The 18512-nt window shown below is 39.7% G+C and carries 13 protein-coding genes; 7 read left to right on the top strand and 6 right to left on the bottom strand.

Annotated features, from left to right (window positions below; translation table 11 throughout):
- The 7 genes from MWU56_RS15650 to MWU56_RS15680 are packed head-to-tail and all read left to right on the top strand — an operon-like array spanning position 1 to position 14785.
- Complete coding sequence (locus tag MWU56_RS15650) at positions 1 to 2775, top strand: GH92 family glycosyl hydrolase (protein ID WP_247045992.1); 2775 nt, start codon at positions 1 to 3, stop codon at positions 2773 to 2775.
- A 39-nt stretch (positions 2776 to 2814) separates the two neighbouring features.
- A complete protein-coding gene (locus MWU56_RS15655; protein WP_247045994.1) occupies positions 2815 to 6309 on the top strand; it encodes a VCBS repeat-containing protein in 3495 nt (1164 codons plus the stop codon).
- Positions 6310 to 6316: 7 nt separating this feature from the next.
- The gene (locus MWU56_RS15660) at positions 6317 to 9004 is read left to right on the top strand and encodes an ROK family protein (RefSeq protein ID WP_247045996.1); all 2688 of its coding nucleotides are present in this window, start codon (positions 6317 to 6319) and stop codon (positions 9002 to 9004) included.
- Between the two features lie 13 nt (positions 9005 to 9017).
- Positions 9018 to 10367: a sugar porter family MFS transporter gene (locus MWU56_RS15665; RefSeq protein ID WP_247045998.1), complete on the top strand. Its 1350-nt coding sequence runs from the start codon at positions 9018 to 9020 to the stop codon at positions 10365 to 10367.
- Positions 10368 to 10373: 6 nt separating this feature from the next.
- Positions 10374 to 12356 (top strand): sialate O-acetylesterase, encoded by a 1983-nt coding sequence (locus MWU56_RS15670; protein WP_247046001.1) that lies wholly within the window; start codon positions 10374 to 10376, stop codon positions 12354 to 12356.
- Complete coding sequence (locus MWU56_RS15675; RefSeq protein ID WP_247046003.1) at positions 12346 to 13533, top strand: DUF4185 domain-containing protein; 1188 nt, start codon at positions 12346 to 12348, stop codon at positions 13531 to 13533. Before MWU56_RS15670 ends, MWU56_RS15675 begins: the two co-directional genes overlap by 11 nt.
- 25 nt (positions 13534 to 13558) lie before the next feature.
- On the top strand, positions 13559 to 14785 hold the full coding sequence (locus MWU56_RS15680) for a DUF4185 domain-containing protein (RefSeq protein ID WP_247046005.1): 1227 nt from the start codon (positions 13559 to 13561) through the stop codon (positions 14783 to 14785).
- Between the two features lies 1 nt (position 14786).
- On the opposite strand, the gene MWU56_RS15685 is transcribed toward MWU56_RS15680, so the two are convergent.
- The 6 genes from MWU56_RS15685 to MWU56_RS15710 all read right to left on the bottom strand — a co-directional run bounded on the left by MWU56_RS15685 (position 14787) and on the right by MWU56_RS15710 (position 18375).
- Entirely contained in the window at positions 14787 to 15545 is a 759-nt protein-coding gene (locus MWU56_RS15685) for a GntR family transcriptional regulator (RefSeq protein WP_247046007.1), read from the bottom strand.
- 568 nt (positions 15546 to 16113) lie between these two features.
- On the bottom strand, positions 16114 to 16413 hold the full coding sequence (locus MWU56_RS15695; protein WP_247046011.1) for a type II toxin-antitoxin system RelE/ParE family toxin: 300 nt from the start codon (positions 16411 to 16413) through the stop codon (positions 16114 to 16116).
- The gene (locus MWU56_RS15700; RefSeq protein ID WP_247046012.1) at positions 16406 to 16654 is read right to left on the bottom strand and encodes a type II toxin-antitoxin system ParD family antitoxin; all 249 of its coding nucleotides are present in this window, start codon (positions 16652 to 16654) and stop codon (positions 16406 to 16408) included. Before MWU56_RS15700 ends, MWU56_RS15695 begins: the two co-directional genes overlap by 8 nt.
- 169 nt (positions 16655 to 16823) lie before the next feature.
- A complete protein-coding gene (locus MWU56_RS16590; protein ID WP_262917845.1) occupies positions 16824 to 16955 on the bottom strand; it encodes a hypothetical protein in 132 nt (43 codons plus the stop codon).
- A gap of 563 nt (positions 16956 to 17518) precedes the next feature.
- Positions 17519 to 18124, bottom strand: coding sequence for a class I SAM-dependent methyltransferase (locus MWU56_RS15705; RefSeq protein WP_247046015.1), 606 nt, complete (start codon positions 18122 to 18124; stop codon positions 17519 to 17521).
- The gene (locus MWU56_RS15710) at positions 18124 to 18375 is read right to left on the bottom strand and encodes a hypothetical protein (RefSeq protein ID WP_247046017.1); all 252 of its coding nucleotides are present in this window, start codon (positions 18373 to 18375) and stop codon (positions 18124 to 18126) included. Before MWU56_RS15710 ends, MWU56_RS15705 begins: the two co-directional genes overlap by 1 nt.
- Between the last annotated feature and the right edge of the window lie 137 nt (positions 18376 to 18512).

Raw genomic sequence — 18512 nt, forward strand, 5'->3', positions numbered from 1 at the left:
ATGAACAAAAAGTTTTATCAAGGATTAAAAGCAATATTTGTAATTTTCCTTGCCCTGACAACTTCAAGGTTGGATGCATCGGAAAACATCGCAGATGAAGCCAGACTAATAGCTTCTTCAGAATTACAAGGGAGTGAAGTTGCCAATTTAGTCGATGGTGTCATTAGGATGCACGGTATTGGCGAATGGGCCATTAAAGGTGAGCGAAGGGCATGGGGAGCTAATCTGTTGCCATGGCTTCAAATGGAGTGGGAAAGGGCTCGAAGCATAAATGCCATAGTTATTTATGATCGGCCCGGACTAGACGAACATACAGCAGGCGGCGTCCTAAAATTTAGTGATGGGTCTATTATCCGTGTAAACACCATCCCGAACAATGGAGATGCTAAAAGAATTGAGTTTCCTGTTAAAACTGTTGAATGGGTGCGTTTTGAGGTAAACGATGGAGAAGGACTTAACCTAGGACTTTCCGAAATAGAGGTGTTCGCATCACCAACAGACAGCGAAAACCCTTTGTTTTGGGTAAACCCGTTTATAGAATCCGCCAAGGGACGTTATTTTTTCTTCACGCCCGGGGCACACCCAATGGGAATGGTAGCTGCAGCTCCTGTAACTCGAAATAAGAATCAATATGGGGGAGGATACAACTATAACTCTACAGAGGTGTTGGGGTTCGAACAGATTCATGGTTGGTGTCTTTCCGGGATACAGATTATGCCAACATTGGGAAATATAGACCCCACTTTGGGTGATCAAGGTTGGAAGTCCAGTTTTAGTCATGATGATGAAATAGCCATGCCCGGATATCAACGCCTATATCTTAAAGAGCACCATGTGTGGACAGAGCTTACCAGTACCAAACGTACTACCCTGTATCGATTTAAATACACAAAAGCGGACAAGGCCAGTATCTTGACCAATTTAGGAGGGTATTTAGGGAACTCTACCATGATCAATGCAGATGTTCGCAAGGTCAGTCAAAATGAGTTGGAAGGTTCTTTTGAGTCAGCAGGTAGATTTTGGGGCGGTCCGGAAAAGGTAAAAGTGTTTTTTGTGATTCAATTTGATAAATCCTTTAAGTCCTTGAATGGTTGGAAGGACAACGAGAACCTAAACAATATCAACTCTGTAAAAGGCTCCAATGCCATGACCCGAAGGGATTCCGTCGTTTTTGCAGGGATTACCCAGAGCTATTGGGATGCTCCCACTACGGGAATTGCTGCCAATTATGATGTTGAGGCAGGAGAAGAAGTTCAAATGAAAATTGCCATATCGTACACCTCCGTGGAAAATGCCCGTAAAAATCTTCAAACCGAAGCTCCACATTGGGATTTTGACAGTTATAAAGAAGACTCGTTCAAAATTTGGGAAGAACAGCTGGGAAGAATTGCGGTGAAGGGCGGAACAGAGCAACAACGCGTAAAGTTCTATACCGACTTATGGCATATCCTATTGGGCAGAAGAATCCTAAATGATGTTAGTGGTGATTATCCAGATTATACCCAGGGAGAACGCCAAGGAAACTTTACCAAGGCCGATTTAAATGTTAGAACACTGCCAAAGGATAAGGATGGCAAGGCAAAGTTCAACATGTATAATTTTGATGCCCTATGGCTTACCCAATGGAACCTGAACATTGTTTGGGGATTGGCTTGGCCCGAGATTTTAGATGATTTTTCGGCCTCCTTGGTCCAATATGCAGATAATGGTGGGTTGCTACCTAGAGGCGCCATTGCAGGTGGATACTCGTATATAATGACAGGAAACCCGGCAACAAATATGCTGGTGAGTACCTACATGAAAGATCTGATGACCAAAACAAGTCCAAAACACGCGTTTCAGGTCATGAAAAACAATCACATGCCCGGAGGCATGATGAGCGACTCTGCGGAAGCCCTTGAGTTTTACATTGAAAATGGGTATTGCCCAGGTAATGCTGGCAAAACATTGGAGTGGGCTTTTCAAGATTGGTCACTGTCCCAGATGGCAAAAAAAATGGGCAGGACAAAGGAACAAGCTTATTTCTCCAAGAGAGCGGAAGGATGGACCAAATTATTCCACGCCGACTCAAAATTACTATTGCCCAAGGATAAGTCGGGTAATTGGGTACACACAGATTTATTATCTGGTCAAGGTTGGGTAGAGTCCAACGCATGGCAGGGAACCTGGTCGGTCTCCCATGGCATATCAAAATTGTCGCAGCTTATGGGAGGGAACGAAGCCCTTGCCGATAAGCTCAATTTTGCCTTTGAGCAGGCCGCTCCCGAAGATTTTGTATTTGGTTATTCCGATGGCTACGTTAGTTATGCCAATCAACCAGGTTGTTCCAATGCGCATGTTTTTAACCATGTTCAAAAACCGTGGCTCACACAATATTGGGTGAGAAGGGTAAATGAGCAGGCTTACGGAGCAACAACTGTAGATCAAGGATACGGAGGCCATGATGAGGACCAAGGTCAGATGAGTGGCGTTAGTGCCTTGATGTCCATGGGGCTTTTTAGCTTAACAGGGAACAATTCGATCACACCGACCTACGAAATTACGAGTCCCATCTTTGATGAGATAACCATAAAACTTAATCCAACGTACTACGAAGGAGAGGAGTTTACCATCAAAACTTTGGACAACAGCAAGGAGAATACCTATATCCAAGGGGCGACATTGAACAATAGGCCGCTCCAAAAGTATTGGTTCACGCACAAAGTATTTCAAAAAGGAGGAGAGCTCATTCTACAGCTAGGGCCCGAACCAAATACCAATTGGGGCATTGAATAGTAAAAATGACGAATAGCTTCCTTAGGGAAGAAGGCAGCAATGAAAAAAAGGAAGGTAACATTTGGAATTTGGTCTTTTCCGCTATTGATATTAATGGTCTCCTGTCAGAAGACTGTAGATCAAGGGGAATACCTTTTTGAGCCAATTGCTGCCGAAGCTTCCGGAATCCATTTTTCCAATGATCTTCCTTTGGATGATGATTTGAATATCCTTAACTATATCTACTATTTCAATGGCGGTGGTGTTGCAGTGGGAGATATAGATAACGATGGATGGGATGATCTATTTTTTACCGGAAACCAAGTTTCCAATCAACTGTTCCTTAATCAAGGTGGGTTAAAGTTTAAAAATATTACTAAGGAATCCGGTCTGGCGTCTGAAGGATGGTCTTCTGGTGTGAGCATGGTGGATATTAATACAGATGGTTGGTTGGACATATATGTGTGCAGATCCGGGCATTTAGATCCTGACCAACGTAAGAACCTGCTTTATATTAACCAAAAGGATGGAACCTTTGTTGAAATGGCCCATGAATATGGTTTAGCAGACCCCGCTTATTCTACACAAGCAGCCTTTTTCGATTATGATCTGGACGGTGATCTGGATATGTATTTACTCAACCATATGCACCAAATGACAGGAATGAACAATCCTGTACCAAGAAAACTGAACGGTGAATCTGAAAGTACCGACAAACTATACAGAAACGATGGTGTGGGGTCATTAGGGCATCCAACGTTTACAGAGGTCTCCCAAGAAGCAGGTATTACGATTGAGGGATTTGGCCTTGGTGTTGGGATAAGCGATCTAAATCAAGATGGGTACCCCGATATCTATGTGTCCAACGATTTTATTTCCAATGATATCCTCTATATCAATCAAGGTGATGGAACATTTATAGATCGGGCCAAGGCATATCTCAACCATCAGAGCCATAATGGCATGGGCAACGATATTGCGGATATCAACAACGATGGCCTTACCGATATTTTGGTATTGGATATGTTGCCGTCGGATAATCGCCGCAGAAAGCTAATGCTGAACAAACCCAATTATAACTTATTTGAATTCAGTAAAAGTTTGGGATATCAACCCCAATATATGAGAAACACCTTCCAGTTGAACAATGGCAAGCATGCCCCGTTCAGTGAGGTTGGCCAACTTATGGGAATAAGTAGCACCGACTGGAGTTGGGGAGGGCTAATGGCAGATTATAATGGTGACGGTCTAAAGGATATGTTCATTACCACGGGCTACTTGAAAGATATGACCGATCTGGATTTTATTGTATATCGGAGGAAACAGTTCAAATTTAGGACCCGAGAGGAAGCGGACAGTATATATTTGGCCAGTATAAACAAATTACCAGAGGTTCCACTCCAAAACTACTTCTATAAGAACAACGGAGGCCTGAATTTTGAAGATACATCATTAAAATGGGCACCAGGGTCGCTAGGATTCTCAAATGGTGCGGTGTACGCAGACTTGGACAATGATGGAGATTTGGATATTGCGACCAATAATATTAATGGAAAAGCCATTATACTTAAAAACAACTCACACCAACAAGGGGATGGTAAACGAGCTGGTTTAAAACTAAATTTTGAAGGTCCACAAGCCAATCCAAATGGGATAGGGGCGAAAGTATGGGTTTATGCAGATGGTAGTGTTCAATTTTTGGAAAACTACACCACACGCGGGTTTCAATCCAGTGTGGCGCCTTCACTGTACTTTGCTTTTCAAGAGCATAAGAAAAAGGACAGTCTAGTGGTAGTTTGGCCAGATGGAAAGAGAAAATCTTATGGCAATTCAGTCATGGACTCCATTGCAACACTTCGATATACGGATGCTACCGAAACAGTCTTGCCAAAAAGGGATATAGAAGAGGGGCGAATTTTTGCAAAGGTGGATGGGTTACTCCAGTTTGAACACCAAGAAATTCCATTTTCAGATTTTGATATAGAACCACTTATTCCACAGAAATTCTCTACTAGTGGGCCCTCACTTGCAGTTGCCGATGCAAATGGGGATGGTTTGGATGATATTTTCATCGGAGGCTCGCATGGCTTTTCCGGTCAACTTCATACACAAACCATAGCTGGGAAATTTATCTCCAATACCATGGAAATAGATGCTGAACACGAAGATGTTGGCAGTTTGTGGTTTGATGCGGACAATGATGGTGATAATGATCTCTACGTGGTCAGTGGCGGGTCGGAGTTTTCATTGATGAAACCGGGGTATTATCAGGATAGAATGTATTTAAATGATGGTCAAGGAAATTTATCCCTGTCCGTTGACGCTTTGCCCAATATGAATACAAGCGGAAGCTGTGTAGTTGTTTCGGACTATGATCAGGATGGGGATCTAGATCTTTTTGTTGGGGGAATGGTAGTTCCCGGAAGTTACGGGGTGTCTCCCAAAAGCTATGTATTGGAAAATAATGAAGGCAAATTCTCCGATGTAACTTTGATGAAGTTGGGTGAACAACAATTGGGCATGGTCTCCTCGGCACTTTGGACCGATGTGAACAATGATGGCTGGACCGATCTTATGGTTGTTGGAAAGTGGATGCCGATAACTATTTATCTAAATAAAAAAGGAAGCTTCGAAAAGATAGAATTGCCCATTTCAACAGGTTGGTGGAATAGCATCAATGGTGGGGATTTTGATAATGATGGGGATACGGATTATATCATTGGAAACCATGGGACAAACAGTGTTTATAGTGCAACAGAAGAATATCCGATGGAGCTATATGTAGGCGATTTTGATAGGGATGGAAAGATAGACCCACTTATTTCTCAATATAGCTTGAGTCCTGAAGGTGGTTTTAAAAGTTACCCATTGGCATCCAGGGATTTATTGGCGGAACAAATGGTTTCCATTAAAAGTACATATAAAAACTATCGTTCCTATGCCGATGTACAAATCAAGGACCTTCTTTTGAACAGTATGGAGGAAAACCCTATTAAGAAGGAAGTAAGACAGTTAAAAAGCTTATATGTTGAAAACCTAGGAGAGGGCAAATTCAAATTAAAGGAATTACCAATGAAAGCTCAATGGGCCCCGGTTATGGGTACCAATATCACTGATTTAGATCAAGATGGCAATCTCGATGCGGTCCTCATTGGAAATTTCTACGATTACGAAGTGGGTTATGGGCAGAACGATGCTTTTCTAGGGCTTGTTTTAAAAGGGGATGGCAAAGGGAACTTTGTACCTATGGACCATAAGGCCACTGGGTTTTTAATACACGGGAATGCCCGGGCCTTGGTCAAAGTTATGGGGCAAGACAAAGAATTTTTGGTGTCCTCACTCAACAGAGATAGTATTCAGGTTCATAAAACCCAGGGAGTGTTGGGCAATATAATAGAAATTCCAACTAATGCGAAATCTGGGATAATCACTTTAGAAAACGGAATAAAAAGAAAAATAGAATTCTATTACGGTGCGGGCTATTTATCACAATCCACCAAAAAGATTGTTTTGCCCAAGAATGCCCAGATAAAATTTAAAACTAACAAAGAATAGAGGCTCCATGCAGGATAAAAATACATACTATCTTGGTATAGATATAGGAGGCAGTCATTTTGCCATGGGTGTTGTTAATGCCAATTCGATGTCTTTACTAACAGAAACAGTGAATCGCTTTCCAGTGGATAGTGGATTAACCGCTCTTCCTGTATTGAGGCAATTAATTTCATCCATAAGGCAGACCTTTGAAAATTTCCAAAAACCGATTAATGGAATTGGTGTATCCGTGCCCGGTCCGTTCAATTACGAACAAGGTGTTTCACATATAAGAGGGCTAAATAAGTTCGATTCCCTTTATGGGGTAAATCTTAAACTGTTTTTGTGGGCACATCTGCAGGACACCTTGGAGACTATTGAACAGATAGCCTTTCTTAACGATGCTGATAGTTTTGTACTCGGAGAGACTTATTTCAATAATCTTCAAACGGGCAAAGTTTTAGGGGTAACTTTAGGTACAGGAATCGGTTCAGGATTTGTGGTCGATGGAGAAGTAGTCACAATTGACGAGAATATCCCAGACGAGGGTAACATTTATAACCTTCCCTTTAAAGAGAAAAGAGTAGAAGATTGGATTTCTACCCAATGGTTTCTGGATACTTACTTTAAAGTATTTGGCACGTCCGTGGACAATGTAAAACATATAGCCGATCAAGCGGAAACCTCTATAAAAGCAAAGGATATATTTGAACGGTACGGACGGTATTTAGGAGAAGTCATAAACTCTCTTTCGGACTCGTTTAAGCCTGAAGCCATTATTATCGGAGGCAGTATCTCAAAAAGTTATCACTTGTTCAACAACGCATTCGAAGCGTGTTTTACGATTCCCCCAAGTATTCGAATTACAAAAGGCACGGCCAACGCGGCCATATTAGGTGCCGTTATACATTTAACCATTAAACAGAATAAATTGAACACAAAAAGAAAAACGGAGCAGTATGTGATGCCAATGCGGGCAGATGAGTCTAAAAAAGGTGAAGGTTATACGGTTTACCCCTCTTTTGAGATTGCAACAGGGACCGTTTCCATGGGTGTTGAAAACCTTGTTGATGAACTTCCCAAAGAAGGATGTATTCTCATAGATGGTTATATGGGAGCCTACTGGGAGGAGTTTATGGGGCAACTTACCGCTGCCCTTCAAAAAAGGAATGTGGAACATGTCACTTATGATATGGCCTCGGCATATAAGGATGTCGAGAGCATTGAAAAAATGGTAGAACCCTTTTTGGGCGGGGACGACCCAGTTTTTGGAAAACTTTACCCAGGGAATCTTGAAGATTTTTTTGATGCAGATAAAGTAAAATCAATGCAATGTTTGGAAGGAGCGTTAAATATTTTTTATGGACCAGGAGCAGCCTTAAGTGGGCAAAATGGAACTATAGTTTATATAGATATACCAAAGAACGAAGTACAGTTCCGTTCCAGAGCTGGGCAAGTTGCCAATTTGGGTGATGTATTGGTAGAGGATAAAAAACAACAGTACAAGCGAATGTACTTTATAGATTGGCAGGTACTCAATAAACACAAACAACAACTTTTAAAGGATATTGATTTTATTATTGATGGGCAGTTTGGAAATAACATCACCTGGTGTACCGGTGATACCTTAAGGGAAGGTCTCCAAGAAATGACCTCGCATGCTTTTAGACCAAGACCGTGGTTTTCTCCGGGTATTTGGGGTGGCGATTGGATGAAAGAAAGGTTTGGGGAATTGGCCCAAGATGTTCCAAATTATGCATGGTCTTTTGAATTGATCGCCCCAGAAAATGGAATTGTGATATCTAAAAATGGGGTAAGACTGGAAGTTTCATTTGACTTTTTAATGTTCCAGGACAATCAAGGTATTTTAGGTGAGGCAGCAAGTGTATTTGGTACAGAGTTTCCGATTAGGTTTGATTACCTGGATACTGTAAATGGACAGAACCTATCCGTACAGTGTCATCCAACTGTAGCGTATATGCGAGAAAATTTTGGACATAATTTTACCCAAGATGAAACATACTATATTCTCGATGCCGAACCAGGGGCAAAAGTCTATTTGGGATTTAATGAAGGAGTTAAAAAAGAAGAATTCCAAAATGCCTTGGAACAGAGTCATAGCAAAGCAAAACCTATGAACGTTGAGGATTACGTCCAAACTTTTAACGCAAACAAGCACGATCTTTTCCTAATACCAAATGGTACGGTGCACTGTTCGGGTATAGGCAATATGGTATTGGAAATTAGCAGCACCCCTTACATATTTACTTTTAAAATGTACGACTGGATGCGAATGGATTTAGACGGGAAACCAAGACCTTTGAACATAGCCCGTGGTGTACAAAACCTAAATATGGAATGCCAAGGTGATAGAGTGGAAGCGGAGTATATCTCCAAGCCAGAAGTGTTGCAATCGGGCAATGACTGGAAAATGATTAAACTGCCAACACATCCCAAGCACTTTTATGAAATCAATAGATATGAACTTGATAGTGAAATGACCGTATCGACCAATGGGCAGTGTCATATCCTTAATTTAGTGGAGGGTACCAAGATTAGCGTTACGACAAATGGAAGGAGTATGGATGTACACTATGCGGAGACATTTGTGGTGCCGGCCGCCATAGGTAGTTATACCATCAAAAATTTAGGTGCGGGAACTGCCAAAGTGGTTGAATCCAACGTTAAGCCAGAAATTAGTAAAACGGGTCTATAAACAAGAACAAAGCATGGAAGCACATAAAAACTATTACCTCTTTAAGATTACGGCCATTGGAGCTTTAGGTGGTTTGCTGTTCGGGTACGATACCGCGGTGATCTCTGGCGCAATCGGTTTTATGGAAAGCAAGTTTTCCCTGACCCCAGCATTAAAAGGATGGGCTGTGTCCAGTGCCATTGTAGGCTGTGTTATTGGAGCTTTGACAGCTGGATATGTAGCGGATAGGATGGGGCGTAAAAAAGCCTTGATCATAACAGCGTTGCTATTTGCCTTATCGGCCATCGGGTGTTTGTTGGCACCAAATTTCACGCTTTTGATCGTCGCAAGAATCATTGGAGGAGTAGGAGTAGGTGCGGCTTCCATGCTTTCACCATTGTATATTTCAGAGATTTCTCCAGCAGAAAAAAGAGGCTCTTTGGTCTCTTTGTACCAACTGGGTATTGTGTTGGGAATAATTATAGTGTACTTCTGTAACTATTTAGTGGCACAATCAGGAGGTGAAGCTTGGAACATTGAATATGGATGGCGGTATATGTTGGGTTCTGAGGCCGTACCTGCACTACTGTTTTTGGTGGCCTTGTTTTTTGTTCCCGAAAGCCCAAGGTGGCTTTCCAAGAACGGCGACAATGTTAAAGCACTTCAAATACTGGAAAAATTGAATACCCGGGAGAAGGCACTAAAAACCCATCAAGAAATTCAAATGGCTTTAAAACAGGAAAAAGGCAAATTGTCAGAATTGTTCGAAAAAGGGTTTAGAACCGCGATCATTATAGGTGTTGTACTTGCGCTTTTTTCACAGATTACAGGAATAAATGCCATAATGTACTATGCGCCGGAAATATTAAAATCTGCAGGTTTTAGGGTGGATTCTGCTTTAATGCAGACCGTTTTGATTGGCGTGATAAACTCTATATTCACCTTTGTTGCCATTAAATATATAGACAAGGTTGGGCGAAAAAAGTTGTTGCTATGGGGAATAATGGGCATGATTATATGTCTTTTGGTTATAGGTTCGTTATATCATTTCAATGCGCTTCAAGGACCATGGCTGCTCATTTTTATATTGGGATTTGTAGCCTGCTTTGCATCATCATTAGGACCGATTCCTTGGGTAATCATTTCAGAAATTTTTCCTACAAAGGTACGTGGTGTTGCCATGTCCATATGCGTTATGGTACTATGGGTGGGGGTTATGCTCATATCACAGTTTACTCCGGTACTGTTAAGTGACCTTGGGCCATCATACACCTTCTGGCTTTTTATGGCCAACGCCATTTTCCTATGGATATTCACTTTAAAAATGATTCCGGAGACCAATGGACAAACTTTGGAAGAAATTGAAATGGGCTGGAAAAAATAAAGCACTATGATAAAAACACATTTAAAATTATTGTGGGCAACTTTTATGTTTATACCCTTGCTCGTATGTGGACAGGTTGAATTGCCACCGGTATTTTCATCTAATATGGTATTGCCCCGTAATGTGGATATTCCCATTACAGGAAAGGCCAAACCAAAAACCAATATAACGGTAACTATTGGTGAACAATCTCATAAGGTCAAATCTAATAGTAAAGGTAGGTGGGAAATACTTTTAGATCCTATGCCCCACGGAGGTCCTTTTATTCTTGAGATTAAAGAAGAGCAGGGAGATAAACTGGTCTTGGATAATTTATTGGTGGGAGATCTGTGGCTTTGTGCGGGGCAATCCAATATGCAATATACACCCAACATGCTAAATTATAAGGAAACTCCGGATGATGATTACATCGCTCCAAATCTAAGGTTATGCTCAGTGTGGGTAGGTCAAGATTATCTTCCAAGGGAGAAGGTGTCCAATGCGGTTTGGCAGGAAGTTAACAAGGAAACAGCAAGAAATTTCAGTGCTGTTGGGTATTTTTTTGGAAAAGACTTGGTCAAGGATAAGAACATTCCTATAGGGTTGATCAGCAGTAACCTCGGGGCAACCACTATAGAAACTTGGATGGGAATGGATGTACTTAAAACTTTTCCACAGTTCGATGAGGTCACCGAAAAAATATCCAAAATCAATAAAAGCTATGAAACTATAGAAAAGGAGTTTAATAAAACCCGAAAAAAATGGGATAGCAAATATTATTTAAAAGGACCTGGATTGGATGAAAAATGGTACGAACAAGGTTATGACTATTCGGATTGGGAGCAATGCACCCTGCCTGCATTTTTTAGTGAATTTGGATATGCCTCTCACGATGGTAGTATGTGGTTCAAGCGTACTTTTGATTTGGATACCGACCAATTAAAGAATGATTTTAATATTGTTCTCAACCAAATTGATGATTATGATAGGGTATGGGTAAATGGTGTCCAAATTGGTGAATCTTTTGGAAAAAGTAATTTTAGAAACTATACTGCACCCAAGGAAATTCTTCTGGAAGAAGGTAACCTACTTACGGTACGGGTCTTTGATATTGGTGGCAAAGGAGGGATTTATACCAATGCTTTTTGGGGAAATCCCGTTCTGAACGGTACTTGGAAATATAAAAAAGGGATAAGTATAGATAGTAGTAATTTCCCTAAGCCGGAAGTAGGCAACGGAAGCCCTTTTTCGCATCCTATGCTCCTGTACAATGCCAGTATAGCTCCCTTGCATAAGTTGCCGATCACCGGGGTAATTTGGTACCAAGGCGAAGCCAATGAAGCTAGAGCTGTGGAATATGCCGACTTGTTGCCTGCAATGATCAAAGATTGGCGAGAAAAATGGAACCAGCCCGAAATGCCATTTCTGGTGGTACAATTGGCCAACTATAAGCAAGAGGATAAAATACCTGCAAACAGTAACTGGGCCGAGTTACGCGAATCCCAAATGAAAGCTTCAATTTTGAAAAATGTGGATATTGTTACCACCATCGATATTGGAGATGCCAATGATATTCATCCCTACAATAAAAAAGAAGTAGCAAAAAGGTTGGCATTATTGGCCAAGCATTACAATTACGGTGAAGAACTTAAAAAAGGCCCAGTTTATAAGTCCCATAGCCTAACTAAATCATCTATTTTAATTCAGTTTGATACCTATGGAAGTAAATTGACTAGCAAGGATAAGTTTGGATATTTAAGAGGCTTTGCCATAGCTGGCGAGAATGGTGAGTTTAAATGGGCCAAAGCCGAATTGGTCGATACCAATACGGTAAAGGTGTACCATGAGAATGGCAATGATCCAAAGTATGTAAGATATGCTTGGTCGGACAATCCCGGGCCATTAGATCTAATAAATACAGAAGGACTGCCCGCCTTTCCTTTTCGAACAGACAATTTTGAGTTGAGCACTTCCAAGAATACATATCAATACGATCCGCATGCATTTTAAATATAAAATAGGAAGCTTTCTAATAGCACTATTGTTGACCATCAATAACATTTGTTCACAAGAGGAGTCGGCAGAGAATACCAGTTCATATGAGTTTCAGGCATCGCCTGCCCCTGAGTGGACGGCATTAATGGTACGAACCAAAGGTTGGTTTGGTGCCGATGGAATATTTACCATACCGTTGGACGGAATAGAAAATCAAGGAGATACAGATAAGGAGACCCTCTTTATTTTTAGTGACACTTACATTGGAGAAGTAATAAACAATGTGCCAAAACCTGGTAATGTAATGGTGAACAATACCACCGCATGGATGAAGGGATTGGAACCAAAGAAATCGGCCATCGATTTTGAGTATAATTTGGATAGTGATGGAAAACCAACATCGTATTTTGTTCCGAAAAATAAAAATGCTCGAGACAATGAATATTTTTGGTTGGGGGATGGGTTTATAAATCACCAAAAAAACAACGCACTTTATGTATTTGCCTATCATGTGCATAAAACTGGACCAAATGTTTTTGATTTTGAGCAGACCAATGTAGCATTGTTAAAAGTTGAAGACCCTACTAAAGAAGGAATCTCAACATCGACTCAAATTACGACCGATTTAGGGTTTGTGCACCCAACAGAAGGACGTGTGTATTTTGGTAGCGGACTTTTTGTGAACACTAAAGAAGCCAATGCACCAAACCCAGATGGATATGTTTACATCTACGGTATCATGGAAAGGAAAAAATCCTTGATAGCCGCACGGGTACGACCAGAAATTATTGAGAATATTAATGAATGGCGATTCTGGAACGGTAAAACATGGGTTGTGCAAAAGGAGGAAGTTGTGGAAATAACCAATGCAATTTCCAATGAGCTTAGTGTAACACCAACAGAGGACGGTAATTTCTTGCTCACTTTTACGGTTCTGGGCCTGTCCGATAAGGTAGGTATCCGTGTGGGGACCAGTCCTGTAGGTCCATTTGGTCAAATCCATGAAGTGTACACCTGTCCTGAATATAAGGAAAAAGGACTTTTCCCTTACAATGCAAAAGCGCATTATCATTTATCAAAACCGGGAGAACTGTTGATCAGTTATAACACAATAACCCTAAATTTTTGGGAAGATATTCAAAAGGATGCGAGTATATATCATCCTCGATTTATAAAAGTAAAATATAAGTAACGGGCAACGGACCTAAAAAAAGTATATGAAAAACTGGATAAATAAGTATTTAATTACCGCAGGAGCATTATCAATTGTCTTGGCCGGCACAAGCTGTAAAGATGAGACAAAGAAGAAACCGGCCGAAGAAAATAATGGGAATACGGAGGCTATCGGTGCCAATGTTTCATCAGAATGGAGCCAACTCTTTATTAAAAATGAAGGATGGTTCGGTGGAGACGGAATTTTTGGGATTCCTATGGATGGTAAAGAATTTGTAACGGCAACAGATAGTACAATCACACTTTTCACTTTCGGGGATACTATGATCGGGCATCATGATGGTAAAACTTTAGTGCCGGAAGATTTTCAAATGATAAATAACTCCGTTGGGATTTTGCAAGGTAAGACACCAAATAAAAGTCAAATTTCTTTCCATTGGAAAGAAGGTGAAGATCCAAAGGACAAAGCCCTTTTTAATCCAAATACGCCCAACTCCGAAACAGATGATTATTATTGGTTAGGGGATGGGTTTGTAAATACCGAAGGAGATGATAACCTGTATATTTTTGCCTATCCTGTTCGGGAAAAAGATACTACAGGTATAGGAGGCTTTAATTTTCAACAAGTAGGGGTAAACCTATTACAAATTCCGAAGGGTAGTAAACCACCGTATTTAGATCATGCCCAACTGGAGACCCCATTTTTTGATTCGGAGACCCAGACTTCATTTGGAAGCGCCATTTATGTGAACACTAGGTCTGCAGGAGCTCCTGATTCAGATGGCTATGTTTATACCTATGCCGTGTCAAACCAAGAAGGTACCAAAGGCCTGTTGGTGGCCAGGGTACAGCCAAAAAACTATGTAAAGTTTGATCAGTGGAGGTTCTGGAACGGGCAAGATTGGGTTCCAGAAATGGGAGACGCCACCATAATAGCTAGGGATGTATCCAATGAAATGAGTGTATCCCCTACATCGGATGGCAGAATTGTATTGACCTACCAACGGTTTACCATGGGGCCAGAAGTTGCCATACAAATTGGAGAGTCTCTCGTTGGGCCGTTCGGTGAACCCGAAATAGTTTATAGGACAACGGAAAACAAATCTAATGAAACCTATTTTACCTATAATGCCAAAGCTTATCCCCATCTATCTAAACCGGGAACACTTTTAGCTAGTTACAATGTGAATTCTTTCGATTTTTGGACGGACATTTTAAAAGACCCCAATCTATACCGACCAAGGTTTCTGGAAATTCCATTGGAACGGTAAGCTATCGTTTAATATCTATACTGTAAGTAAATTGATCGGCCCTGTAATAACCTATATTGTATTCTATAGGTCTGTTTCCAGGGTCGTAAACTACCCGTTTTCTTTGAAGAATGGCAGAGTTCACTGGAACCCCCAATTTTACCGCAAGGAATTTATTGGCCAGAATAGCACTTATCTGCTCTCTGGATAGAACAGGTATGGTATGGTATTCATGCTCAAGGATATCGTAGAGGTGACGTTCAAAATCCTCATTGCCGGTAATACCAATTCTTGGATGAAAATAACTTATAAAATACACAAAAGGACCATTGTCCAAACCCCGTAGTCGCTCCAGTTTAAAAAGCTCATGTCCCTCCTTTACCTCTAACTGCTCTGAAATATCCGTGTCCGCTTTTATTTGGGATACCTTGATTTCATAATTTCTGAAGTCAATACCTTGGGCGTGCATTTCTTGGCTAAAACTGACCCAATTGGAAAGTTTGGTCTCGACCTGTTTTTTGGCCACTTTGGTACCTACCCCTTTTTTCCTTATCAATAATTTTTCTTGGACCAATCTATTAGTGGCTTGCCGAATTGTATTTCTTGAAATTCCAAGTCGTTTGGACAGGTCAACTTCTTTAGGTAGGAATTTACCATTTTGGTATTCCGGGTCATTGATCATATCCCTTAATATCTTCTCAACTTGAAGATGTAAGGGTACAGGACTATCATGATCGATACTAAGGGACTTAAGAGTTTGTATGTTCTTTTGTTCAGACATTATACAAACTTATAAAATTTGAACGTAACAATAGAAAATCATTATAAGGTAAACTTTGGCCAGTGTTTTGATTTTGATTATCCGCAAGGGAATCGAGTGCAATATTTTATATACTCTTGGATTATATCCTCATTTCTCTTTAAGTAGGACCATTTTCCGTGTCTTGTTGAAATTAATAATCCACATTTTTCCATGTTATTTATATACGTCGAGATAGTAGACTGGGATAGACCTGCTTTTTCTTGAATATAGGTAACACAAACGCCATCATTAAAATGCTTCAATGTTTCATGTGGAGGAAAGTTCGTTTCAGGTTTTTTCAATCACTCCATGATCTGCACTCTGGTTTGATTCGATAAGCATTTACCTATTTCTGTAGCCGTTCTTAAATTCATAATACAAACACATCTATAGTTTGCGATATGTGAAAATGTTTTTCATGCATTTTAACGGAATCTCTGTATGGAGCTTGTTGCCAACGGATTTGGCTATGGTTTCGTTACGGAATGGTACGCGAGTATCATTCAGCCGTAATGAACTATAGCCGTCTTTGTTGGGTGTAGTTTTTTTATTCGATTATTCTATTTTTTAAATCCATTCTCTCGTGTAGAATTCTGATTATTTCAATTCTATCATTTGACATTTGCTGATAAAATATTATATGCTTTCCAGATTTTAGTCCTAGTAAGTTTTTGTTTATTCCGTAATATTCTGTTCCAATATCGGGATTATCTCCAATTCCATTACAAGCCATTTTAACTGTTGCATAATATTTATCAGCTTGCTTTTCAGACCATTTTTCGAAAGTGTAATCCCAAATACTATTTAAGTCATCAATAGCTTTTTGTCTCAGTATAACGTTAGCCATTCTTTCTTTTTTCAGCTTTTAGTCTTTTCAGATTTTCATCAAAATCAAAATCCTCAACTATTGGACTGTTCAATCCTTCTTGTATTGCATTTCGCAATGCAATTGCTTTACTTTCTTCATTTTCCAACATTCTGAGTCCAGCTCTGATAACTTCACTAACGTTTTTGTATCTCCCAGCAGAAACTTGAGATTGTACAAACTGGTCAAAATAATTCCCGAGTGATATTGATGTATTTTTCATTTTTTTAATTTTTTATTAAAATTACCTAAAATTGGTAAAAACTCCAAATTATCGATTTTGCTCAAATTACACCCAACGCCCTGCTAAACGCAGTGACGTTCGGGATTTTAAATTAGGTGAATTTTTTACAAATAATTTGAAAGACATTAAGAACGTTTCCAAACTGCTTTTAGGTATTGTTGGTACGGGTTTTTACTGTTTTCAATAGTGGGGCCGAAGGGCTTCCTGTCCCGACCGTTTTGGCAATTTGGTTTAGCAGGGCGTTGGGACGGATGTCCAAGGGACGGGAATTGCGCAGCAAGTAGCAACTTGGTTAAGGACGAGTCAAAATGTTTGCCACGGTTTTGTGTATGATTTCGTTGCGTGTTTAAGCGCTAAAGTTAGCAAATAAATCACAGATAGAAAGTCCGCGAGGACTTTCGTAAGTAGTCTAAAACCAGGCAATTAATTTTATACAGCTTAAGTTTGATTCTCTTTAAATTGATAGTATAAATCAGAAAGAACAAAAGAGAGAATTAAGGTTAGTATATACGGTGAAGCTTTGGACTTCGAAAACAATGATAATCCCCTCTCTTTTACTGCTCCGATCACGTTCAGTTTTGTGAGACCTTAGATTTCGTTTTCAAGTTGTTGTGGCCAAGGTAGTCTGCTCTTTCATAAAATTCGTTTGATTCTATTGTAGTCTTAATATTATCTATAAACTTCTTGGTATTCACTTCTTCCATATTGTGGGCAACGGATAGTATATGAAAAGTAGGTGATTTCGAAACACAAAAATTTGCGGTTAAGCACAAAGTTTGATACGAGCCGAAAGCCTTGAACTTACTGCGATTTCACCTATTTTAAATACATTGTTATCGCTTTTTATTCTTTTTTCGTACACTTAATTAAATAAAAAGGGTAGTCCTCAATGACTTCGGTAATTTCAAATAATCCAAATCGACCAAATTCTTTCTCTATTGTTTCTTTATCGTAGAAGAAAATTTTAACACCACCAAACATTTCATAACGGTCTGTACTTATCTGTGTTCCTTGTCCGAAAGTTTGAGCATCTTTTGTGATAGCTGTAAAAACCATATGTCCGTTTTCTGATAATTGGTTAAAACAGTCTTGGATAAGTTTTTTTCTTTCTTCTTGGTCTAATAAGTAAATTAATCCATAACAAAATATTCCATCAAATAATTTGTTGTCAAAAGGCATTTCAGTTACTGAACCGTGATGAATTATTACATCATTACCAAAATGTTCGTGTGCTAAATCAATAGCGGTTTGTGAGATTTCAATTCCCGTTACAGAAATTCCATTATCTCTGAAAATTTTAGCATTCCGACCATAGCCAATTCCTGGAATTAGAATGTTCTGTATATTCTTTTCAACAAAGAAGTCATTTGTCAAAATAGTAGATTTTGCAGGTGATGATCCCCACATTTCTTTTTTGTCTTTAAATGCTTCTTCCCAAAATTCAGCCATTATACACAGATTTTATCTTCTAAAATATGGCATTTAAGTCCTAATCTATTTAGTGAAGTGATTATTTCGTCAGAATTAAAGTTGTCTCCTTCAATTCTCAAAATAGTATGTCCACAAGGAAAACTCAATGCTGTTTCATTCTCATTCAAGTCGGTGTTTATTTTTAAATCTGAGTAGTTGCTGAGAATTGATTTTACAGCTTTGTCCGCTTGATTTTGATTTTCAATGTTTGTAATAAATACTTCTGTCATTGTTGTTTGTTTTAAATTTTTAGTGTCGTTTTTTAATTGCCCATAACGATTAGTATAAGAAACGTAGGGCAGTGGATAAGCAATTTTTTTCGGTTTATTACTTAGTTAAAAATAAGTGTTTTGCATTTTTTTAAAAG

It is taken from the genome of Allomuricauda sp. F6463D (genome assembly GCF_023015965.1).
Classification (GTDB): Bacteria; Bacteroidota; Bacteroidia; order Flavobacteriales; family Flavobacteriaceae; genus Flagellimonas.